Annotated in this window: 17 protein-coding genes; 8 read left to right on the top strand and 9 right to left on the bottom strand. The window is 72.0% G+C overall.

Annotated features, from left to right (window positions below; translation table 11 throughout):
• Positions 1-187 precede the first annotated feature (187 nt).
• On the top strand, positions 188-844 hold the full coding sequence (locus ACZ4VL_RS24650; RefSeq protein ID WP_468203842.1) for a superoxide dismutase: 657 nt from the start codon (positions 188-190) through the stop codon (positions 842-844).
• Between the two features lie 152 nt (positions 845-996).
• Here ACZ4VL_RS24650 and ACZ4VL_RS24645 read toward each other — a convergent pair whose 3' ends face one another.
• Positions 997-1,644 (bottom strand): mycothiol-dependent nitroreductase Rv2466c family protein, encoded by a 648-nt coding sequence (locus tag ACZ4VL_RS24645; RefSeq protein ID WP_468203840.1) that lies wholly within the window; start codon positions 1,642-1,644, stop codon positions 997-999.
• Between the two features lie 122 nt (positions 1,645-1,766).
• Here ACZ4VL_RS24645 and pepN (ACZ4VL_RS24640) point away from each other — a divergent pair, with 122 nt between their 5' ends.
• Both pepN (ACZ4VL_RS24640) and ACZ4VL_RS24635 read left to right on the top strand, forming a co-directional pair.
• Positions 1,767-4,319, top strand: coding sequence for an aminopeptidase N (pepN, locus tag ACZ4VL_RS24640; RefSeq protein ID WP_468203838.1), 2,553 nt, complete (start codon positions 1,767-1,769; stop codon positions 4,317-4,319).
• Between the two features lie 178 nt (positions 4,320-4,497).
• Entirely contained in the window at positions 4,498-5,457 is a 960-nt protein-coding gene (locus tag ACZ4VL_RS24635; protein WP_468203836.1) for a hypothetical protein, read from the top strand.
• Here ACZ4VL_RS24635 and ACZ4VL_RS24630 read toward each other — a convergent pair.
• On the bottom strand, positions 5,433-6,335 hold the full coding sequence (locus ACZ4VL_RS24630; RefSeq protein WP_468203834.1) for a pyridoxamine 5'-phosphate oxidase family protein: 903 nt from the start codon (positions 6,333-6,335) through the stop codon (positions 5,433-5,435). The genes ACZ4VL_RS24635 and ACZ4VL_RS24630 overlap by 25 nt on opposite strands.
• A 29-nt stretch (positions 6,336-6,364) precedes the next feature.
• Complete coding sequence (locus tag ACZ4VL_RS24625) at positions 6,365-6,823, bottom strand: VOC family protein (RefSeq protein WP_468203830.1); 459 nt, start codon at positions 6,821-6,823, stop codon at positions 6,365-6,367.
• A gap of 144 nt (positions 6,824-6,967) precedes the next feature.
• Between ACZ4VL_RS24625 and ACZ4VL_RS24620 the strand changes: the two genes are divergently transcribed.
• The 3 genes from ACZ4VL_RS24620 to ACZ4VL_RS24610 all read left to right on the top strand — a co-directional run bounded on the left by ACZ4VL_RS24620 (position 6,968) and on the right by ACZ4VL_RS24610 (position 12,429).
• Complete coding sequence (locus ACZ4VL_RS24620; RefSeq protein WP_468203828.1) at positions 6,968-7,534, top strand: CGNR zinc finger domain-containing protein; 567 nt, start codon at positions 6,968-6,970, stop codon at positions 7,532-7,534.
• Between the two features lie 275 nt (positions 7,535-7,809).
• The gene (locus tag ACZ4VL_RS24615; protein ID WP_468203824.1) at positions 7,810-11,145 is read left to right on the top strand and encodes a S8 family serine peptidase; all 3,336 of its coding nucleotides are present in this window, start codon (positions 7,810-7,812) and stop codon (positions 11,143-11,145) included.
• 252 nt (positions 11,146-11,397) lie between these two features.
• Positions 11,398-12,429 carry an aspartate-semialdehyde dehydrogenase gene (locus ACZ4VL_RS24610; protein WP_468203821.1) on the top strand — a complete coding sequence of 344 codons (1,032 nt, stop codon included), beginning with the start codon at positions 11,398-11,400 and terminating at the stop codon, positions 12,427-12,429.
• 61 nt (positions 12,430-12,490) lie between these two features.
• Here ACZ4VL_RS24610 and ACZ4VL_RS24605 read toward each other — a convergent pair whose 3' ends face one another.
• Entirely contained in the window at positions 12,491-12,838 is a 348-nt protein-coding gene (locus ACZ4VL_RS24605) for a type II toxin-antitoxin system PemK/MazF family toxin (RefSeq protein ID WP_468203818.1), read from the bottom strand.
• Entirely contained in the window at positions 12,831-13,055 is a 225-nt protein-coding gene (locus tag ACZ4VL_RS24600) for a ribbon-helix-helix domain-containing protein (protein ID WP_404237732.1), read from the bottom strand. The genes ACZ4VL_RS24605 and ACZ4VL_RS24600 overlap by 8 nt, the downstream gene beginning before the upstream one ends.
• A gap of 99 nt (positions 13,056-13,154) precedes the next feature.
• Between ACZ4VL_RS24600 and pepN (ACZ4VL_RS24595) the strand changes: the two genes are divergently transcribed.
• The gene (gene pepN, locus ACZ4VL_RS24595) at positions 13,155-15,746 is read left to right on the top strand and encodes an aminopeptidase N (protein WP_468203816.1); all 2,592 of its coding nucleotides are present in this window, start codon (positions 13,155-13,157) and stop codon (positions 15,744-15,746) included.
• 64 nt (positions 15,747-15,810) lie between these two features.
• Here pepN (ACZ4VL_RS24595) and ACZ4VL_RS24590 read toward each other — a convergent pair whose 3' ends face one another.
• From ACZ4VL_RS24590 to ACZ4VL_RS24575, 4 genes are all read right to left on the bottom strand, one after another.
• A complete protein-coding gene (locus tag ACZ4VL_RS24590; RefSeq protein WP_468203814.1) occupies positions 15,811-16,755 on the bottom strand; it encodes a LysR family transcriptional regulator in 945 nt (314 codons plus the stop codon).
• Between the two features lie 9 nt (positions 16,756-16,764).
• Entirely contained in the window at positions 16,765-17,715 is a 951-nt protein-coding gene (locus ACZ4VL_RS24585) for a DMT family transporter (protein WP_468203854.1), read from the bottom strand.
• Positions 17,716-17,768: 53 nt separating this feature from the next.
• Entirely contained in the window at positions 17,769-18,740 is a 972-nt protein-coding gene (locus ACZ4VL_RS24580; protein WP_468203812.1) for an EamA family transporter, read from the bottom strand.
• A 94-nt stretch (positions 18,741-18,834) separates the two neighbouring features.
• Entirely contained in the window at positions 18,835-20,199 is a 1,365-nt protein-coding gene (locus ACZ4VL_RS24575; RefSeq protein ID WP_468203810.1) for an MFS transporter, read from the bottom strand.
• 102 nt (positions 20,200-20,301) lie between these two features.
• On the opposite strand from ACZ4VL_RS24575, the gene ACZ4VL_RS24570 reads away from it, so the two are divergent.
• The gene (locus ACZ4VL_RS24570) at positions 20,302-20,805 is read left to right on the top strand and encodes a MarR family winged helix-turn-helix transcriptional regulator (RefSeq protein WP_468203807.1); all 504 of its coding nucleotides are present in this window, start codon (positions 20,302-20,304) and stop codon (positions 20,803-20,805) included.
• The last annotated feature ends 114 nt before the right edge of the window (positions 20,806-20,919 follow it).

The raw sequence follows: 20,919 nt of genomic DNA, 5'->3' as shown, positions 1-20,919 counted from the left end.
GGGGAGGGTGGTGGTGGGCATCCCCCCCCCCCCCCCCCCCCCCCCGCCCCCCCCCCCCCCCCCCCCCCCCCGCCTTCGCATATACGGAGGTAACCCTTACGTGTAAGGCGGAATAGATACTGCTAGCGTGCAGTTGCGCAGTGATTGCAATAGCAGTTGGCACGCTGAGGGGACCGGATTACACGCCATGGCCATCTACACGCTTCCCGAGCTTCCGTACGAGTACTCGGCTCTGGAGCCGGTGATCAACCCGCAGATCATCGAGCTGCACCACGACAAGCACCACGCTGCCTACGTCAAGGGCGCGAACGACACCCTGGAGCAGCTCGAAGAGGCGCGCGACAAGGAGAACTGGGGCGCGCTGAACGGCCTGGAGAAGAACCTCGCCTTCCACCTCTCGGGCCACATCCTGCACAGCATCTACTGGCACAACATGGCCAGCCCGAAGACCGGCGAGGGCGGCGGCGAGCCGACCGCGGCCGACGGCCTGGGCGAGCTCGCCGACGCGATCACCGAGTCCTTCGGCTCCTTCGCGAAGTTCAAGAAGCAGCTGACCTTCGCCTCCTCCGCCACGCAGGGCTCCGGCTGGGGCGTGCTCGCATACGAGCCGATCAGCGGCCGTCTGATCGTCGAGCAGATCTACGACCACCAGGGCAACGTCGGCCAGGCGTCGGTGCCGGTCCTGGTCTTCGACGCCTGGGAGCACGCCTTCTACCTGCAGTACAAGAACCAGAAGGTGGACTTCATCGAGGCGATGTGGAACGTCGTCAACTGGCAGGACGTGGCCAAGCGCTACGCCGACGCCAAGTCCAACACCCCGCTGCTGATCCCCGCCAAGGGCTGATCGCGGCACCGCGGCCGACCGCCGCGGCCGGACCGCCCGCCTCGTGATCGTCTTCTCAACCTTCGCGTGCGGGTGTGTGGAACGGAAGACCCCCGTGAGGACGTGACTCACGGGGGTCTTCTGCGTTTTTGGCGGTTCCGTCCGCCCGCGGCCTACTCGAAGGAGGGGGCGGCGGTCCGCGTCCGCTTGATCTCGTAGAAGCCCGGGGTGGAGGCGACCAGCAGGGTGCCGTCCCACAGGCGGGCCGCGGCCTCGCCGCGCGGGGTCGGGGTGACGACCGGGCCGAAGAAGGCCACCTCGCCGCCCTCGGCGCCGGGCACGGAGATCACCGGCGTGCCCACCTCCTCGCCGACGCGCGAGATGCCGTTGTGGTGGGAGGTCCGCAGGACCTCGTCGTACTCGTCGGAGTCGGCGTAGTCGATCAGCTCGGCCGGCAGGCCGACCTCGTCCAGGGCCGCGGCGATGACCTCGCGGGTGGCACCGAGGTCCTCGTTGTGGATCCGGGTGCCGAGGGCGGTGTACAGCTTGCCGGTGACCTCGTCACCGTGCTTCTGCTGGGCGGCTATCACGACGCGCACCGGGGCGAAGCCCTTCGGGCCGAGGATCTCGCGGTAGCGCTCGGGCAGTTCGTCGAGCTTGTTCTCGTTCAGCACGGCGAGGCTCATCACGTGCCAGCGGACCTCGACGTCGCGGACCTTCTCGACCTCCAGCATCCAGCGGGAGGTCATCCAGGCCCAGGGGCACAGCGGGTCGAACCAGAAGTCGACCTGGGTCTTCTCGCGCACCTGGGTGTCGGTCATGTCTCTCCTTGTTCGGACGGTGCATCCGTGGTGGTGTCCTCCTGGCCAACCGGGCCGGGGCGGGCCGCATTCCCCGTGGGAGGATTCCGCCAGGTATCGCGATCTCGCACGAAGGAGTGCACGTGCCCGGAGAGAATCTGTCCCGTGACGAGGCCCGTGTCCGGGCGGAACTGCTGTCGGTCGACGGATACGAGGTCTCCCTCGACCTGACGTCCGCCGTGGACGAGGCCGAGCCCGCCGACGGCCCGAGGACCTTCCGCTCGCTGACCACCATCCGCTTCCGGGCCGCCGCGCCCGGCTCGTCCAGCTTCGCGGACCTGATCGCCCCCTCCGTGAACTCCGTCACCCTCAACGGGAAGGAGCTCGACCCGGCCGCCGTCTTCGACGGGGCGCGCATCACCCTGGACGGCCTGGCCTCCGAGAACGTCCTCGTGGTCGACGCGAACTGCGCGTACAGCCGGACGGGCGAGGGCATGCACCGCTTCGTCGACCCGGAGGACGGCGAGGTCTACCTCTACACCCAGTACGAGCCGGCCGACGCCCGCCGCGTCTACGCCAATTTCGAGCAGCCCGACCTGAAGGCCCCGTACCGCTTCGAGGTGACCGCGCCCGAGGGCTGGCAGGTGTGGAGCAACGGCGCCGAGGAGTCGCGCGAGGGCCTGACCCGACGGTTCGCCGAGACCGCGCCGATCTCCACGTACATCACCTGCGTGGTGGCCGGCCCCTACCACTACGTGACGGACACCTACACGCGCGGGAACCTGACGATCCCGCTGGGCGCGATGTGCCGCAAGGGTCTGGCCAAGCACTTCGACGCGGACGACGTCTTCCTCGTCACCAAGCAGGGCTTCGACTTCTTCCACGAGCACTTCGACTACCCGTACCCCTTCGGGAAGTACGACCAGGCCTTCGTGCCCGAGTACAACCTCGGCGCGATGGAGAACCCGGGCATGGTGACCTTCCGGGAGGAGTACATCTTCCGCGGGAAGGTGACGCGGGCGGCGTACGAGCGGCGCTGCAACACGATCCTGCACGAGATGGCCCACATGTGGTTCGGCGACCTCGTCACCATGAAGTGGTGGGACGACCTGTGGCTGAAGGAGTCCTTCGCGGACTTCATGGGCTCCTTCTCGCAGGTGGAGGCGACCCGCTTCGACACGGCCTGGGTGACCTTCGCCAACAACCGCAAGGCCTGGGCCTACCGGGCCGACCAGCTGCCCTCCACCCACCCGATCACCGCCGACATCCCGGACCTGGAGGCCGCCAAGCTCAACTTCGACGGCATCACGTACTCCAAGGGCGCGGCGGTGCTCAAGCAGCTCGTCGCGTACGTGGGGCGCGACGCGTTCCTGGAGGGCGCGCGGCGCTACTTCAAGGCCAACGCGTACGGGAACACCACCCTGGACAACCTGCTGTCGGTGCTCGGCGAGGTCTCCGGCCGGGACATGGCCGAATGGTCGCGGGCCTGGCTGCAGACGGCCGGCGTGAACGTGCTGACGCCGGTGGTGACGTACGACGCGGGCGGCCGGGTGACCGAGCTGGCCGTCCTCCAGGAGGGCGACGAGCTGCGCCCGCACCGGGTCGCGGTCGGCCTGTACCGGCTGGAGGAGGGGCGGCTCGTCCGCTTCGCGCAGGCCGAGGCCGACGTGGCGGGGACGCGGACCGTCGTGGCCGAGCTGGCCGGGCAGGAGCGGCCCGACCTGGTGCTCGTCAACGACGACGACCTCACCTACTGCAAGGTCCGCTTCGACGAGGGCTCACTGGACACGCTGCGGACCCGGCTCGGCGACATCACGGACCCGCTGGCGCGGGCGCTGTGCTGGTCGGCACTGTGGAACCTGACCCGCGACGGGCTCATGCCGGCACGGGACTTCATCGCCCTGGTCCTGGCCCACGCGGGCCGCGAGAGCGACGTCGGCGTGCTGCAGATGGTGCACTCGCAGACGCTGGCCGCGCTCTCCCACTACGCCGCGCCCGAGTGGCGCGAGCAGGGCGGGCGGGTACTGGCGGCGGGCGCCCTGCAGGAGCTGCGGCGCGCCGAGCCCGGCTCGGAGCACCAGCTGACCTGGGCCCGCTTCTTCGCGGCGGGCGCGGCGACGGAGGGCGACTTCCAGCTGCTGCTGGGGCTGCTGGACGGTTCGGCGCGGATCGACGGGCTGGAGGTGGACCAGGAGCTGCGCTGGGACTTCCTGCTGCCGCTGGCCGCCCACGGTGCGGTGGACGAGTCCGTGCTGGCCTCGGAGCTGGCCCGGGACGACACGGCGTCGGGCAAGCGGCACCAGGTGCGCTGCCTGGCGGCGCGGCCGTCGGCGGCGGTCAAGGACCAGGCGTGGGCGGTCGTCGTCGAGTCGGACACGCTGTCGAACGCGCTGGTGGAGGCGACGATCGCCGGCATGCAGCAGTCCTCGCAGCGGGCCCTGCTGGCCCCGTACACGGACCGCTACTTCGAGGTGATCGAACGGATCTGGGCGGAGCGGTCGATCCAGATCGGCATGCACGTGGTGCGGGGCCTGTTCCCGGCGCTGCAGGACAGCCGGGCCACGCTCGACGCGACGGACGCATGGCTGTCGGCGCACGAGGACGCCGCGCCGGCGCTGCGGCGGCTGGTGCTGGAGGGCCGTGACGACCTCGCCCGGGCGCTGCGCGCCCAGGCCTGCGACGCCGCCGCCGCATAACCCCGCGCCTGGAACGCCGGCGGGGCTGGTCCTCAGCCCCGCCGGCGTTTGAGGCGGGACGGCACCGCCGGGGCTATCGGCATTCGAACGGCCGTACTTTAGTTCTGTCTTGTCCGGATTTGTCGACGGGACGGTAACAGCGGTTAGCCGACCTCCCCGCAGCGGGAATCTCCGCGGCATGAACCACAACGCACCCCTCCCCCTCGCCCACCTCACCGACAGCCGCCCCCGCGTCCTGACCCTCGCCCAGCTCCGCGAGCACGGCGTCACCGCCTCTGACGCCGCCGACCGCTCCTGGCAGGAGGTCCTGCCGGGGGTGTTCCTCCTGCACCCCGGGGCCGCCACGAGCGAGGAGCGGCTCCACGCCGCCCTGCTGTATGCGGGCCGGCGCGGCGGCGAGGCCATGGTCACGGGCCTGGCGGCGCTCGCCCTCCACCGGTTCAACTCCGCCCCCGCACTGCTCTCCCTCCCCCAGATCGACGTGCTCGTCCCGCACACCCGCCGGCTGCGCTCCGTCGGCACCGTCCGCATCGTCCGGACGCACACGCCGCCCCGCCCGGTGGAGGTGACCGGCCTGCCGGTGGCCCCGGTGGCCCGGGCGCTGGCCGACGCCGTCGCCGGGCTCTCCGACGCCGGGACGGTACGCCGCCTGCTGAGCGAGGCCGTGCGCGCCGGGCACTGCGAACCGGCCGCCGTCGTACGGGAGCTGACGGTGGCCCGGCTGCTGAACCGGCCGCACGTCGTGGACGCCGTCGAGTCCCTCCTCGCCGAGGGCCGGGCCATCGCCGAGGACCGGTTGTACCGGCTCGTACGCGGCTTCGAGCTCCCCGAGCCGGTGTGGAACGTGGACCTGCGCGTGCCCGGCGGCCCGCACCTGGGCGGGGTCGACGCGTACTGGCCCGAGGAGGCCGTGGCCGTGGAGATCGACACCCGTGCGCCCCGGGAGGGCGAGGACGAGGAGTGGTCGGAGACGGTGCGCAAGCGCGAGGCCCTGGAGCGGCTCGGGGTGACCGTCGTGCACGTCACCCCGCGCAAGCTGCGCGACTGGCCCGAACAGCAGGCCGCGGTCCTGCGGACCGCGCTGACGGCGGCCGAGGACCGCGAGCCCGCCGCCTACCTGGTGGTACTCCCCCGGTGAGGGGACAGCGCCGGGTTCGCCGGCGAGAACTCCGGGATGCTCCACAGCAGCCGCCCGGGGTGCAGGCCTTCCACGACCTCCTCGATGCGGAACACCACCGCGCGGCCGCCGTCCGGCCCGAACTCCGTCCGCGCCGTACCGCTGAGCTGGAGCACCGCCCCGGTCTCCCAGTCGGGGAACAGCAGCCCGGCCCGCGGGTCGACGGCCAGGTTCCCCAGAGTGAGGAACATGGCGTTCCCCGGGTAGTCGGGCCAGGAGAGCTCGGTCGGCGTCAGCACCTCCACGAAGCCCGGCAGGCCCCCGCGGTGGCTCGCCTCCGTCCGGCCCCCGGCGGTGGTCGCGACGAAGAAGGTGTCCGCGGCGGCCACGGCCCGCTCCTGGTCCGGGGTGAGCGCTCCCCTGCGGCGCACGATTCCGGGCCCCTCGGCGATCCGCTCCAGCGGGTGCCGTTTCTGCAGGTACTTGGGGCAGTTGGCGAAGACCTGCTCGGCCTCGACGGCGAACCCGCCCGGGGTCGCCTCCAGGATTCCGTTCAGCCGCATCCGGCGCCGGGTGCGCGGGTCGAGGGCGATGGTTCCGACCCGGGTGCCGTCGGCGGCGAGCGCCCCGGTGAGCGGGTCGCCGGCCGGCAGTCCGCCGGCGACCGCCATGCGGCGTGCCCCCACGGCCCGGACGAAGCCGGGCGGGCCGGTGAGCAGCGAGGCCCACAGCCGCCCGGCGGTGTCGGTGGCGCCGACGACCAGGTTCGGCTGCCGCTCCAGGAAGGCGGCGGCCACGTCCTTGATGTCCCCGCCGATCGAGCGGCCGACGTGTTCGGCGAGCTCGCGCACGCCGACCCGCTCCTGCACGGCGAGCGAGCCCGGGTGGTAGCGGTCCATGACGTCCTCCTGCGTCGGTCCGCGGCCTTCTAGAAGAAGCCGCAGGTCGGGGCCCCCGCAGTGGGGGCGGGTGCGTCCTCGGCGCCCTTCGGCGCGGAGATCTCCAGGCGGGTGCCGTCGGGGTCGTGGAAGAAGATCCCGCCGGAGGCGGATCCCTCTCTGTGGGCGACGACGCCGTCGTAGGCGAAGGCGACGCCCAGGTCGCGCAGCCGCGCCTCGAAGGCCTCGACCTCGTCGATCCCGCCGGCGGTGAACGCCAGGTGATGCAGTCCGGCCGCGGTCGGGACGTACGCGCCCTCGGCCTGCTGCCAGAGGGTGAGGACGAGCTCGCCGTCCTGTCCGAGGAAGGCGAAGCGGCGGCCCTCCTCCGCACCCTCGCCGAGCAGCTCGAAGCCCAGGGCGTCGCGGTAGAAGGCGAGCGAGCGGGCGAGGTCGGTGACGTTGAGGCCGATGTGGCCGGTGCGCAGTGTGCTGATGACAGCCGTCACGGCTGTTCCCCCTTCGGGTTCGGGTTACCTCTCTAACCATCTAATTGCACGCTAGCGGTTAGAATTACACCCGTCAACCGGTCACGTACCCTTGAGGGGTTAGCAGGGCGGGACGGAACACAGAGGGCACGAAGGAGCGGCGAGATGGCGACCGAGGCGACGGATCCCCGCCCCCTGACCGGCGAGCCGATCGCCCTGGACCTGCTGAACACCCGCTGGATGCACGAGGGCGAGCTCACCGACCTCTTCGCAGGCTCCTTCGGGCTGACCCGATTGGAGGGCCTCGCCCTCTGGCTGCGCAGCGTCGGGCTGGAGCGCCGCTTCCGCGCCGACGCGCCGACCCTGATCCACCTGCTGACCGCCCGCGAGGCACTGGCCCGGGCGGTCGCCGACCCGGCCGACGACAGTGCGCGCACCCTGGTGGACGCCGTGCTGGAGCACGGCCGTATCCGCGCGACCTTGACCGCCGAGGGTCCGGGCGAGCGGGCCGAGTTCGACGACCCGTCGTGGGGGCCCGCCTGGACGGCCGCCCGCAACTACCTGGAGCTGCTGGGCACTTCGCCCGACCGGATCCGCAAGTGCGCCTCGGATACCTGCGTGCTGCACTTCCACGACACCTCGCGCAACGGCGCGCGGCGCTGGTGTTCGATGGCCGTGTGCGGAAACCGGGCGAAGGCCTCGCGCCACTACGCGCGCACGCGCGAGCGCTGAAACGCCGGAAGTTGTCACACCCGGACCGCGGCTGACCGCGCCCCCACCCGGGCCGCAAGGTCGGGAAGTCGACAAATCAACTCACCCGCTCCGGTGGTTCGCCGGGGTATGCCCGAATACGGCCCCGATGGCACACCCCGTTCGCTGGCGGGAGTCCGCCATGTCAGGTCTCGGTAAATGACACCACCTCCCCAAAGCCCTGTCGCGTGAGGAAAGCTGACCGGTCATCCGGCACCGAATTCCGGAGCGTTTCTTTCACTTAGCCAGGGATGCTGATGACCTTCGAATCCCCCAGTTCGATATCCGGGGCCCGGCGCGTCGCGCGCGTCGCGGCCGCGGCCGGCCTGGTGGCCGCGCTCGCCGCGACGGGCGCCGTGCCCGTGTTCGCGGCGACCGGCACCGGCACGGGCAACGGCACGCCGGGAACCGGCCCCGCCGTCAAGTCCGCCGACCAGAAGCTGGGTTCGGCCGACGCCGAACTGCTGCAGGAGGCCAAGGCCAAGGGTGACGCGACCGTCACCGTCATGGTGGCCACCGCCCCCGGTCAGACCAAGCAGGTCGCCGACCAGCTGACCTCTGTCCAGGGCGCGTCGGTCGGCCAGACCAACGACAAGCTCGGCTACGTGCGGGCCACCCTGCCGACCGGCAAGGCCGAGGCCGCACTGAAGGCGGCCGCCAAGCTGTCCTCCGTGCACGCGATGGACCTCAAGCACGAGATCCAGCTGTCGGACCCGCGCCCCGACGGGGGCAAGGAGTCGGGCAAGGCGCAGAAGACCGCTTCCGAGAACTACGCGGCGCCGGACAAGAACACCCCGGCGAAGAACCCGTACAACCCGTCCTTCGAGACCGGTTCGGTGGACTTCGTCGCGAAGAACCCGCAGGCCGACGGCCGCGGTGTGACCATCGGCATCCTGGACTCCGGCGTCGACATCGCCCACCCGGCGCTCCAGAAGACCACCACCGGCGAGCGCAAGATCGTCGACTGGGTGACGGCGACCGACCCGATCGCGGACAACGACGCCACCTGGCGCCCGCAGATCACCCCGGTCGCCCCCGCGGGCGGCAGCTTCACCGCGGGCGGCCAGAGCTGGAAGGCCCCGGAGGGCTCGTACCAGTGGAGCCGCTTCAGCGAGTCGATCACCGCCACCGGTGACATGAAGGGCGACGTCAACCGCGACGGCGACACCACCGACCGGTTCGGCATGCTGTACGACCCGGCCGCCGGCACCGTCCGCGTCGACACCGACCAGGACAACGACTTCACGAACAACGAGCCGATGAAGCCGTACAAGGACGGCTTCCAGATCGGCTACTTCGGCACGGACAACCCGGCGACCGACGTCGCCGAGCGCATCCCGTTCGTGATCCAGATCCGCAAGGACGTCCCGATGGACCCGCTGGGCGGGGACTGGGTCGGCAAGAAGGCCGACTTCGTCAACATCGGCATCATCGAGTCCGAGCACGGCACGCACGTCGCCGGCATCACCGCCGCCAACAGCCTCTTCGGCGGCAAGATGAACGGCCAGGCGCCCGGTGCGAAGCTCGTCTCCTCCCGCGCCTGCTCCTGGTCCGGCGGCTGCACCAACATCGCGCTGACCGAGGGCATGATCGACCTCGTCGTCAACCGCGGCGTGGACATCGTCAACATGTCCATCGGCGGCCTGCCGGCGCTGAACGACGGCAACAACGCGCGCGCCGAGCTCTACAAGAACCTCATCGACACCTACGGCGTCCAGCTCGTCATCTCGGCGGGCAACGAGGGCCCGGGCGTCAACACCATCGGTGACCCCGGCCTCGCCGACAAGGTCATCTCCGTGGGTGCGGCGGTCTCCAAGGAGACCTGGGCCGCCAACTACGGCTCCGGTGTGGCGAAGAAGTACAACATGTTCCCCTTCTCCTCGCGCGGTCCGCGTGAGGACGGCGGCTTCACGCCCACCATCACCGCCCCCGGCGCGGCCATCAACACCATCCAGACCTGGCTGCCCGGCGCGCCGGTGAAGGAGGCGGGCTACGACCTGCCGGCCGGCTACGGCATGCTCCAGGGCACCTCGATGTCCTCGCCGCAGGCGGCGGGCGCCGGCGCCCTGCTGCTCTCGGCCGCGAAGCAGCACGGCATCAAGCTGACCCCGGCCTCGATGCGCGTGGCGCTCACCAGCACCGCGAAGAAGATCGACGACGTCCCGGCGCACGCCCAGGGTTCGGGCCTGCTCGACGTCAACAAGGCCTGGGAGTCCGTCCAGCGCGACGCCAAGGCCAACGAGTTCACCGTCAAGGCGCCGGTCGACACCGCGATCGACCAGTTCCTGAAGACCCCGGGCTTCGGCACCGGCCTCTACGACCGCGAGGGCGGCCTGAAGGTCGGCCAGAAGAAGGTCTACGACGTCGTCGTGACCCGCACCACCGGCGTCAAGTACGGCACCCGCCACAACCTGAGCTGGCGGAACAACGACGGCACCTTCAAGGTCATCGGCGGCTACGACTACGTCACGCTGCCGCTGAACAAGCCCGTCACCATCAAGGTCGAGGCCAACGCCAAGACGGCCGGCGTGCACAGCGGCATCCTGCAGCTGGACGACGAGACCACCGAGGGCATCGACAAGCAGATCCTGACCACGGTCGTCGCCGCCACCCCGCTGGCGAAGCCGTCGTTCACGCTGTCGGACACCTCCTCCGTGCAGCGCAACAGCCACAAGTCGTACTTCGTCACCGTGCCGCAGGGCGCGAAGACCCTTGAGGTCGCCCTCGGCGGTCTCGCGGCGGGCAGCCAGACGCGCTTCATCTCGATCCACCCGTACGGCGTGGGCGTCGAGGACAGCGCCACCACCCAGTGCTACCCGAACTACGACAACCCGGCCAACAAGTGCCGCCCCGACCTGCGCTCCTACGAGAACCCGGCCCCGGGCGTCTGGGAGATCGAGGTCGAGTCGCGCCGTACGTCGCCGCTGCTGGACAACCCCTTCAAGCTGGACGTCAGCGTCCTCGGCGCGGGCTTCGACCCGGCGGTCAAGGTCCTGCCCGAGGTGAAGCAGGGCACCCCGGCCCCGGTCCAGTGGACGGTCAAGAACGAGGGCGCGGCCATCTCCGGCGGCAAGCTCCAGGGCGGCCCGCTCGGCTCCGCGAAGGTCGCCAAGCCGACCATCGCCGCCGGCGAGCAGCAGACCACCACGGTCACCATCGGTGAGGGCGTCTCCCGCCTGGACGTGGCGATCGGCAAGACCTCCGACACCGGCGCCGACCTGGACCTCGACGTCCTCAAGGACGGCGTGAAGGTCGGCTCCTCCGCCGACGGCGACTCCGAGGAGTCGGTGACCCTGGTCAACCCGGCCGCCGGCACCTACACCATCGTGGTCACCGGCTACGCGGTCCCGTCCGGCTCCACCACGTACGACTACCGCGACGTGTACTTCTCCTCCGGCCTGGGCTCCGTCCAGGTGGACGAGGGCACCGCGCTGAACCTCGCCAACGGTGCCTCGGCGGCCGTCTCGGCGAACGTCGTCGCGAACGCCGCGGCCCCCGAGGGTCGGCAGTTCTTCGGCGAGATCAAGCTGCTGAACTCGCGCGGCACCGCCGCCGGCACCGGCAGCGTGCAGATCGAGAAGGTCCTCCCGTAACGACGGGGCCTTCCGGCCGCACCACAGCGTGACCGCATGACCGCACGACCGCACGAAGAAGGGGCGGGCAGCCCATGGCGCCCGCCCCTTCCGCATGCGAGGAGGCCGTCGGCGCGGCCACCACGAGATCGTCACGGAGGGTTCACGACCGGAACATCGTCCGCTCCTCGGACAATGGATTGGACAAGCCTCGTGGGGTCGAACGCATGATGGCTCCACGCGCCCGCGTCGTACGCACCATAAGGAGTCACCGTGAGGGTTGGAATCGTCGGAGCCACCGGCCAGGTCGGCGCAGTCATGCGCAGCATCCTCGCCGAGCGCAAGTTCCCGGTGGCGGAGCTGCGGCTGTTCGCCTCGGCCCGTTCCGCGGGCTCCACCCTGGAGTGGGAGGGCCGCGAGATCACCGTCGAGGACGCCGCCACGGCCGACTACAGCGGTCTCGACATCGTGCTGTTCTCCGCGGGCGGCGCCACTTCCAAGGCCCTCGCCGAGAAGGTCGCCGCGCAGGGCGCCGTCGTGATCGACAACTCCTCCGCCTGGCGCAAGGACCCCGAGGTCCCGCTCGTCGTGTCCGAGGTGAACCCGCACGCGATCAAGAACCGCCCCAAGGGCATCATCGCCAACCCGAACTGCACCACCATGGCCGCCATGCCCGTGCTGCGCCCGCTGCACGCGGAGGCCGGGCTGACCTCGCTGGTCGCCACCACCTACCAGGCCGTGTCCGGCTCGGGCGTGGCCGGTGTCGCCGAGCTCGACGGCCAGGTCAGGGCCGTCGCCGCGGAGGCCGCCGGGCTGGTCCACGACGGCGGCGCCGTCGCCTTCCCGGAGCCGGGCGTCTACAAGCGCCCGATCGCCTTCAACGTGCTGCCGCTGGCGGGCTCGATCGTGGAGGACGGCTCCTTCGAGACCGACGAGGAGCAGAAGCTCCGCAACGAGTCCCGCAAGATCCTGGAGATCCCGGACCTCAAGGTGTCCGGCACCTGCGTGCGCGTCCCGGTCTTCTCCGGCCACTCGCTGCAGGTCAACGCCCACTTCGCGCGCCCGATCAGCGTGGAGCGCGCCTACGAGCTGCTGAAGGACGCGCCCGGCGTCGAGCTGTCGGAGATCCCGACCCCGCTCCAGGCCGCGGGCAAGGACGCCTCGTACGTGGGCCGCATCCGCGTCGACGAGACGGCCGAGCACGGCCTCGCGCTGTTCGTCTCCAACGACAACCTCCGCAAGGGCGCGGCCCTGAACGCGGTCCAGATCGCCGAGCTCGTCGCCGAGGAACTCGGCCGGGCCTGACCGTCCTGCGCGGGGGTGGTGCCGGATCCCTTCCGGTGCCACCCCTTCGTGCTGCTCACGGTCACAGCGCCAGGTGACGGCGGAGCGCCACATCCACCTGCGCCATGCGGGGGCGGGGCACCCGCCCGATGCGCCGGCCCAGGCGCTCCGGCGCCACCGCCCGTACCTGCTCGCACTGCGCCTTGGAGTCCCGGACCAGCCCGCACTCCTGCGCGGGGAGCAGTACCTGGAAGGTGAGCACGCGGGCCGTGTTCGACGTGACGGGCACGACGGTGACGACGCCCCTGCCGTGGAGCTCGACCGACTGGTTGGCCCCGTCGTTGGACACGATGACCGCCGGGCGGACCTTGTTGGCCTCACTGCCCTGCGAAGGATCCAGGTCCACCAGGTAGATGTCCCCCCTACGCATCGGTGACACCGTCACCGACCGTCCGGTCCCACAGCGCGGCGTCCTCGCCCTCGTCCCACTCGGCGAAGGCTTCGGTGTACTCGGCTTCCAGTTGCGCGGCCCGCAGCAGGCCGATGGCGGCGTGTATCACCGCCGAGCGCGACTCCGCGTCCGTCCTCGCGGCGTACTCGTCGACGAAGACGACGTCCTCCTGCGGAAGGCTCACACTGATCTTCATACACATGATGCTACTGCGGTAGGAAGTGGCGTGCTACCCCACGATCGCAGTCGGCATGGAAGGATGACCAAGAACGTCACCATCGAAGGAGATGAACGCGTGCCAGGCACGAATCTGACCCGTGAAGAGGCTCGGCAGCGGGCGAAGCTGCTCAGCGTCGACTCGTACGAGATCGACCTCGACCTGAGCGGGGCGCAGGAGGGCGGCACCTACCCCTCCGTGACGACCGTGCGCTTCCGGTCCGCCGAAGCGGGCGCGGAGACCTTCATCGACCTGGTCGCGCCGGCCGTGCACGAGGTCGTCCTCAACGGCACGGCCCTGGACGTGTCCGCCGTCTTCCGGGACTCGCGCATCGCCCTCGCCGGGCTGCTCGCCGGGGACAACGAGCTGAAGGTCGTCGCGGACTGCGCGTACACGAACACGGGCGAGGGCCTGCACCGCTTCGTCGACCCCGTCGACCAGCAGGCCTACCTGTACACCCAGTTCGAGGTCCCGGACGCCCGGCGGGTGTTCGCCAGCTTCGAGCAGCCCGACCTGAAGGCGACGTTCCGGTTCACCGTGAAGGCCCCCGCGGGCTGGACGGTCATCTCGAACTCCCCGACGCCGGCCCCCGCCGAGGTCGAGGACGACGTCTGGCGCTTCGCGCCGACGCCGCGCATCTCCACGTACGTCACCGCGCTGATCGTGGGCCCGTACCACTCGGTGCACAGCACCTACGAGCGCAAGGACGGCCAGTCGGTGCCGCTCGGCATCTACTGCCGGCCCTCGCTGGCCGAGTTCCTGGACGCGGACGCGATCTTCGACGTCACGCGGCAGGGCTTCGACTGGTTCCAGGAGAAGTTCGCGTACGACTACCCGTTCGCCAAGTACGACCAGCTGTTCGTGCCCGAGTTCAACGCGGGCGCGATGGAGAACGCGGGCGCGGTCACCATCCGCGACCAGTACGTCTTCCGCTCGAAGGTGACGGACGCGGCGTACGAGGGCCGCGCCGAGACCATCCTCCACGAGCTGGCGCACATGTGGTTCGGCGACCTGGTCACCATGGAGTGGTGGAACGACCTGTGGCTGAACGAGTCGTTCGCCACGTACACCTCGATCGCCTGCCAGGCGTACGCCGAGGGCACCAAGTGGCCGCAGGCGTGGACCACGTTCGCCAACTCGATGAAGACGTGGGCGTACCGGCAGGACCAGCTGCCGTCGACGCACCCGATCATGGCGGACATCCGTGACCTGGACGACGTCCTGGTCAACTTCGACGGCATCACGTACGCCAAGGGCGCCTCGGTGCTCAAGCAGCTCGTCGCCTACGTCGGCACGGACGCCTTCTTCCAGGGCGTGCAGGCGTACTTCAAGGCGCACGCCTTCGGCAACACGCGCCTGTCGGACCTGCTGGGCGCCCTGGAGGAGACCTCCGGCCGCGACCTGGCCGCCTGGTCGAAGGCCTGGCTGGAGACCGCCGGCATCAACGTCCTGCGCCCGCGCATCGAGACGGACGCCGACGGCGTCATCACCTCCTTCGCCGTCGCCCAGGAGGCGCCGGCGCTGCCCGCCGGCGCCAAGGGCGAGCCGACGCTGCGCCCGCACCGGATCGCGATCGGCCTGTACGACCTCGACGGCGGCAGGCTGGTGCGCACCGACCGGATCGAGCTGGACGTCGACGGCGAGCTCACCGAGGTGCCCGAGCTGGTCGGCCGCACCCGCCCGGCGGTCGTGCTGCTCAACGACGACGACCTGAGCTACGCGAAGGTCCGCCTCGACGAGGAGTCGCTGGCCGTGGTCACCGCGCACCTGGGCGACTTCACCGAGTCGCTGCCGCGGGCGCTGTGCTGGGCCTCGGCCTGGGACATGACCCGGGACGGCGAGCTGGCCACCCGCGACTACCTGTCCCTCGTCCTGTCGGGCATCGGCAAGGAGTCGGACATCGGCGTCGTGCAGTCGCTGCAGCGCCAGGTGAAGCTGGCGATCGACCTGTACGCCGACCCGGCGTGGCGGGAGCAGGGCCTGACGTCCTGGACCGAGGCCTCGCTGGAGCACCTGCGCGGGGCCGAGCCGGGCAGCGACCACCAGCTGGCGTGGGCCCGCGCGTTCGCGGCGACCGCCCGCACCGAGGGCCAGCTGACCTACCTGAAGGCGCTGCTGGACGGTGCGGCCGAGATCGAGGGCCTGGTCGTGGACACCGAGCTGCGCTGGGCGTTCCTGGAGCGGCTGACCGCGACGGGCGTCCTGGACGAGCCGGAGATCGCCGCCGAGCTGGAGCGCGACCGCACGGCGGCGGGCGAGCGGCACGCGGCGACGGCACGGGCGGCCCGCCCGACGGCCGACGCCAAGGCCGCGGCCTGGGCGTCGGTGGTGGACTCCGCGGACCTGCCGAACGCGGTGCAGGAGGCGGTCATCGGCGGCTTCGTCCAGACCGACCAGCGCGAGCTGCTGGCCCCGTACACCGCGAAGTACTTCGAGGTGATCAAGGGCATCTGGGAGAGCCGCAGCCACGAGATCGCCCAGCAGCTGGCGATCGGCCTGTACCCGACCCTCCAGGTCTCCGCGGCGACGCTGGCCGCGACGGACGACTGGCTGGCCTCGGCCGAGCCGAACGCGGCCCTGCGCCGGCTGGTCTCGGAGTCCCGCGCGGGCGTCGAGCGGGCGCTGAAGGCCCAGGCGGCCGACGCGGCCGCGGGTGCGGCCGGAGCCTGATCCCGCCCGGCAGTGCACACCGGTGCCCCGGCCCCCTCCTGCGGTCCGGGGCACCGGCGTACGGTCACGCCCCGTCGGGTCCCGCCCCCGGTCCCGCGTGTGGGGACGCGGTGCGCAGCGCGGCCACGTCCTGCAGGGCGCGCAGCACGCGGGCCAGGGCGGGGGCGGACTCCGCCCCGCGGCGGGTGGCCGCGATGACGTGCCGGGTGGGGCGGTCGTGGGGCAGGACGCGGACCGCCACGCCCGCGGCCCGGCTCGACACCATGCGGGGGACCAGGGCCACGCCCATCCCCGCCTCCACCATGGCGAGGATGGCGGTCCAGCCGGCCGCCGTGTGCGCCTGTTCGGGGACGAAGCCGGCCGCCTCGCAGGCGGTGCGGGCGATCTCCTGCCAGGGGCCGCTGCCCCCGTAGATCCACGGGTCGCCGGACAGGTCCGCGAGCCTCAGGCCGGGTGCCCGCGCCAGCGGGTGGTCGGGCGGCAGGGCCACGTCGAGCGGGTCCTCCAGCAGGGTGATGCGGGTGAAGCGGGTGTCGCGTGCGGTCGGGGCGTGCGGCGCCAGCGACAGGGCCAGGTCGACGAGGCCCGCGGAGAGCAGCTCGTACGACTCCGCGGCCTCGGTCTCCCGGACCCGTACCTCCACCCCGGGGTGGGTCGCGCGCAGGGCCGCGACCGCCGGGACGACGAGCACGGGCACGGCGGTGGAGAAGGCGCCGATGCGGACCTCCCCGGCGTCCCCGGCCAGGTAGCCGGACAGCTCCGCGTCCGCCCGCTCCAGCTGCGCGAACACCGCGTCCGCGTGCCGCAGGACGAGGTGGGCGGCGTCCGTGAGGCGGACCCGCCGGCCGTGGGCCTCCAGCAGCGGTACGCCCAGCTGCCGGGCGAGGTTCGTCAGCTGCTGCGAAACGGCCGAGGGCGTCATGTGCAGCGCCTCGGCCGTCGCGGTCACGGTGCCCCGTTCGGCGAGGGTCCGCAGGATCCGCAGCTTCTTGATGTCCCACTCGGTCACGGGACGAACCTACCGGCGGGCCCCCAGGCCCACGCCGCCCAGGATCAGCGCCATGCACAGCAGTTCGGCCGGGCCGGTGCGCTCGCCGAGCAGCAGCAGACCGAGTCCGGCGACGCACACCGGCTGGAGGTAGTAGACGACCCCGGCGCGGGCGGCGCCGATCAGGGAGACGGCCTTGTTCCAGGCGAAGAAGGCCACCGCGGAGGACATGACGCCGACGTAGAGCAGCATTCCGGCGGTGCCGGGGGTGACCGCGAAGCCGCCCTGGACGCTCAGCGAGACGGCGTAGGCGGGCGCCAGCATCAGTGCGCCGAGGACGAAGGTGGTCAGGAGGAAGGCGAGCCCGCCGAGCTCGGCGGGCTTGCGCCGCAGCAGTGCGCTGTACGTGGCGAACGAGAGGGCGGCGGCGAGCATCCACAGGTCGCCGGCGCCGAAGTCGAAGCCGAGGGAGCCGTCGCCGACGAGGAGCAGGACGCCGAGGACGGCGAGGAGCAGGCCGGCGGTGCGCCGGAGTCCGAGCCGTTCGCCGCCGAGGCGGGCGTACAGCGCCATGACCACCGGCGAGGCCGCCATGATCATGCCCATGTTGGAGGCGGAGGTGGTCAGTCCGGCCTGGTGGACGAGGGTGTTGTACAGGGCGACGCCGAACAGCGAGGCGAGGGCGGTGAAGCCGAGGTGCCTGCGGATCAGCGCCCGCTGCCGCCAGGCCTGCCGGGCGGCGAAGGGGGCCACGGCTACGGCGGCGATGGTCCAGCGCCAGAAGACGGCCTGGACGGGCGGGATGCTGTCGGCCATGCCGCGGGTGGCGACGAAGCTGCCGGACCAGACGACCGTGGCGGTGAGGGCGAGGAGCACACCGAGCCCGGCGGGCCCGACGGATCCGGAGGGTCCGGCGCCCTTGCTCGTCGCCCGGCCTCGGCCTGCGGGCGGTGTGGGGCGGGTGGTGCGGACCCGGTCCATGACGGCCACGGTGTGTCTCCCCCTCGGGGTCTGGTCTTCGACTGCTGCGGGCCTTACCGTCGCACCTGGCCATCGGTCAGGTCCATCGAAACGTTTCGATCGTTCTTTTCAGTAGAACTGAAAGGTCCGAGCTCGGCCGCGGCCGCCGGAGCCGGGGCCTCCGCCTTGGCCGCCCGCGCCGCGAAGAGCTGGCCGGCGACGGTGGCGCCGAAGGCGATCGCCATGCCCAGCAGCTGTACGGGCGTCAGCGCCTGCCCGAGGGCGGCCCAGCCGATGACGGCCGCGGTGAGCGGGGAGAGCGGTCCGAGCAGGGTGACCGAGGTAGCGCTGAGCTGCCCGATGCCGCGGAACCAGAGCCAGTACGCGATACCGGTGTTGATCAGCATCATGTAGCCGTAGCCGAGGAGGGCGTTGCCGTCGAGCGCGGGCGGCGCCCCCTCGACGAGGGCCGCGACCGGGATGATGGCCAGCCCGCCGGCGGTGAGCTGCCAGCCGGTCATGGCCAGGGGGCCGACTCCCTCGGGGCGCCCCCAGCGCTTGGTCATGACGGTTCCGGTGGCCATGGAGGCGGAGGAGACGAGGCCGGCGAGGATGCCGACCGCGTCGAGCCGGGCACCTGCGGTCAGGACGACCATGCTGACGCCGAACGCGGCCGTGACGGCGGCCAGTACGGTCCGCAGCCGGGCCCGCTCCCCGAGGAGGAGGGCGGCGAGCCCGACGACGAACAGCGGGCCGACGGAGCCGAGCACGGCGGCGACACCGCCGGGCAGCCGGTAGGCGGAGAGGAACAGCAGCGGGAAGAAGGCGCCGATGTTGAGCGTGCCCAGTACGGCGGCCCGGCCCCACCAGCGGCCGGTGGGCAGGGTCCGGGACAGGGCGGTGAGCAGCAGCCCGGCGGGCAGGGCCCGCATGACACCGGTGAACAGCGGCCGGTCGGGCGGCAGCAGTTCGGTGGCCACCGCGTAGGTGGAGCCCCAGGAGATGGGGGCGAGGGCGGTGAGGGCGACGGTGGCGAGGCGCTTCATGGCGGGTGACTCCTCGATGGGTGAGGAACGCGGGCGGAGAGGGACGGTGGGGTGGGGCGCGGCGGGCGCGACGCGCGCCCGGTCGGGCGGCGGGTCAGGCGGCGGCCGGCGTGGCCGCGGCGGGGGCCCCGGCCCCGGCGCCGGCGCCCCGGCCCGGCCCCCGGGCCACGGGCCGCGCGGTCGGCGGCTCGGCGTACACGGCCTCGGCGGGGAGGTGCCGCTCCAGGCGGACCAGGGCGAGGGCGGCGCCGAGGGCGGCGACGGCGAGGACGGCCCAGGGCAGCCGGCCGTCGACGGCCAGCAGGGCGGTGAAGAGGGACGGGGCGAGGGCGGTGGCCAGCGAGTAGGACAGCTGGTAGGTGGCGAGGTAGCGGCCGCGCACGGCTTCCGGGGCGGCGGACACCGACAGGGCCCCGCCCGAGGGGCTGTGCACCAGCTCGCCCAGGGTGTAGACGACGACGATGGCCAGCAGGGCGACCAGGGTGGCGGTCCGCCCGGGCCGCAGCGTGCCGAGCACGATCTGCCCGACGAAGGCGGCGGCGAAGAGCAGGGCTCCGAAGGCGGCCGAGCGGGTGCGGCGGGCGCCCGAGCGGCGGACCCGGCTCGCGACGAGGACGCCGATCCCGGCGCACAGCACGGTGTTGACGGTGAACGCGGCTCCGGTGAGGGAGTCGGGTCCGTGCAGCCAGGTGGCGATGTAGAGCGGGAAGAGCACGGACAGGGCGGCGTAGCCCAGCGCGGTCAGGAAGTTGGCGGCGGTGAGCCCGAGGAAGGGCCGGTCGCGCAGCACCGTCCGGTACCCGGCGGGCGCCCGCTCGGCGGCGCCGGCCGGGGCGGTGGCCCGGGCGGCGGCCGCGGGGCGGACCCGGGCGACGAGCAGCCCGGCGAGGGCGAAGGCGAGCGCGTTGCCCCAGGCGGTGTACGTGAAGGCGGAGGTCCCCCAGAGGGCCAGGACGCCGGAGACGAGCAGGGCCCCCGCGCCCATCCCGGCGTTCTGCAGGGCCCGGAGGGAGGCCTGGAGCCGGTCGCGGGCGGTGCCGAGCGCCACCTCCCCGATCAGGGACTGCTGGACGACGGGGAACGAGCGGTCGGCCAGGGCGGTGACGAGCGCGACGGCGGCGAAGGCGGGCAGCGAGTCGGCGAGGGGGTAGAGCGCGAAGCCGAGTGCGCGGACCGCGTAGAGCACCAGGTTGGCCCGCTTGGCGCCGAACCGGTCGACGGCCGTGCCGGCCAGCGGCATGAACGCGAGCCCGGCCAGCCCGGTGGCGGTCAGGACGAGGCCGACGAGGGTTAAGGAGAGCCCGGTGACGTGGTGGAAGAAGACCAGCGAGAACGGCACGTACATGCCGATGCCGACGGCGCTGACGCCGACCCCGACGAGCAGCGGCCGCTCTCCCGCGACGCGCTCCGCCCGTGCCCCCGCTTCCGGCTTCCCCGCCGCTGCGCCTGCCCTTGCCATGGATCCCCCCAAGTAGGTCGATGGAAAGTAGCTTACCTCTAAGCTACTTTCCGTCAAGCAACTTTCTTGCGAACGATCGGGGAGAGGTCGGATACTGCCGCCATGACCACCGAGGCCAAGGCCAACAAGGACGCCGTCGACGCGATCATCGACCAGTGGGCGGTGGTGCGGCCGGACCTGGAAACCGCCCCCATGGAACTCTTCGGGCGCATCTACCGGATCGCCCGGGAGATGGGGGACGCGACGGAGCGGGCGTACGCCCGGTACGGGATCTCGCGCGGCGAGTTCGACGTCGTGGGGACCCTGCGCCGCTCCGGCGAGCCCTACACCCTCTCGCCGCGCCAGCTCTCGGCCACGCTCATGCTCACGACGGGCGGCATGACGGGCCGCCTGGACAAACTGGAGAAGGCCGGGCTGCTCTGCCGCAAGCCCGACCCGCACGACCGGCGGGGCCTACAAGTCGTCCTCACCGACCGTGGGCTCGCCCTCGTCGACCAGGCCGTCAGCGCCGGCCTGGAAGTGCAGCACGCTGCGGTGGCCGGCCTGACCGAGGAGGAGATCGCCGTCCTCAGCGGCCTGCTGCGCAAGCTGCTCGCCGGCGTCTAGATCACGGCACCGGCGGGAGGGCCCCACGGCACCGGCCGCCGGCGCCGGAGCACAGCAGGGCGCCGGAGGTCCGCACGGGGACCGATGCGCATCGCATCGGCCGGCGGACCTCCG

It is taken from the genome of Streptomyces sp. NPDC029014 (assembly GCF_055564695.1).
This window is presented reverse-complemented; position numbering and strand designations above follow the sequence as displayed.

Excerpts from the sequence above, each read along its gene's own strand:
- ACZ4VL_RS24650 (WP_468203842.1), top strand. The coding sequence starts at position 188 with ATGGCCATCTACACGCTTCCCGAGCTTCCGTACGAGTACTCGGCTCTG.
- ACZ4VL_RS24645 (WP_468203840.1), bottom strand. The coding sequence starts at position 1,644 with ATGACCGACACCCAGGTGCGCGAGAAGACCCAGGTCGACTTCTGGTTC.
- ACZ4VL_RS24635 (WP_468203836.1), top strand. The coding sequence starts at position 4,498 with ATGAACCACAACGCACCCCTCCCCCTCGCCCACCTCACCGACAGCCGC.
- ACZ4VL_RS24630 (WP_468203834.1), bottom strand. The coding sequence starts at position 6,335 with ATGGACCGCTACCACCCGGGCTCGCTCGCCGTGCAGGAGCGGGTCGGC.
- ACZ4VL_RS24620 (WP_468203828.1), top strand. The coding sequence starts at position 6,968 with ATGGCGACCGAGGCGACGGATCCCCGCCCCCTGACCGGCGAGCCGATC.
- ACZ4VL_RS24615 (WP_468203824.1), top strand. The coding sequence starts at position 7,810 with ATGACCTTCGAATCCCCCAGTTCGATATCCGGGGCCCGGCGCGTCGCG.
- ACZ4VL_RS24605 (WP_468203818.1), bottom strand. The coding sequence starts at position 12,838 with ATGCGTAGGGGGGACATCTACCTGGTGGACCTGGATCCTTCGCAGGGC.
- ACZ4VL_RS24600 (WP_404237732.1), bottom strand. The coding sequence starts at position 13,055 with ATGAAGATCAGTGTGAGCCTTCCGCAGGAGGACGTCGTCTTCGTCGAC.
- ACZ4VL_RS24585 (WP_468203854.1), bottom strand. The coding sequence starts at position 17,715 with ATGGACCGGGTCCGCACCACCCGCCCCACACCGCCCGCAGGCCGAGGC.
- ACZ4VL_RS24580 (WP_468203812.1), bottom strand. The coding sequence starts at position 18,740 with ATGAAGCGCCTCGCCACCGTCGCCCTCACCGCCCTCGCCCCCATCTCC.
- ACZ4VL_RS24575 (WP_468203810.1), bottom strand. The coding sequence starts at position 20,199 with ATGGCAAGGGCAGGCGCAGCGGCGGGGAAGCCGGAAGCGGGGGCACGG.
- ACZ4VL_RS24570 (WP_468203807.1), top strand. The coding sequence starts at position 20,302 with ATGACCACCGAGGCCAAGGCCAACAAGGACGCCGTCGACGCGATCATC.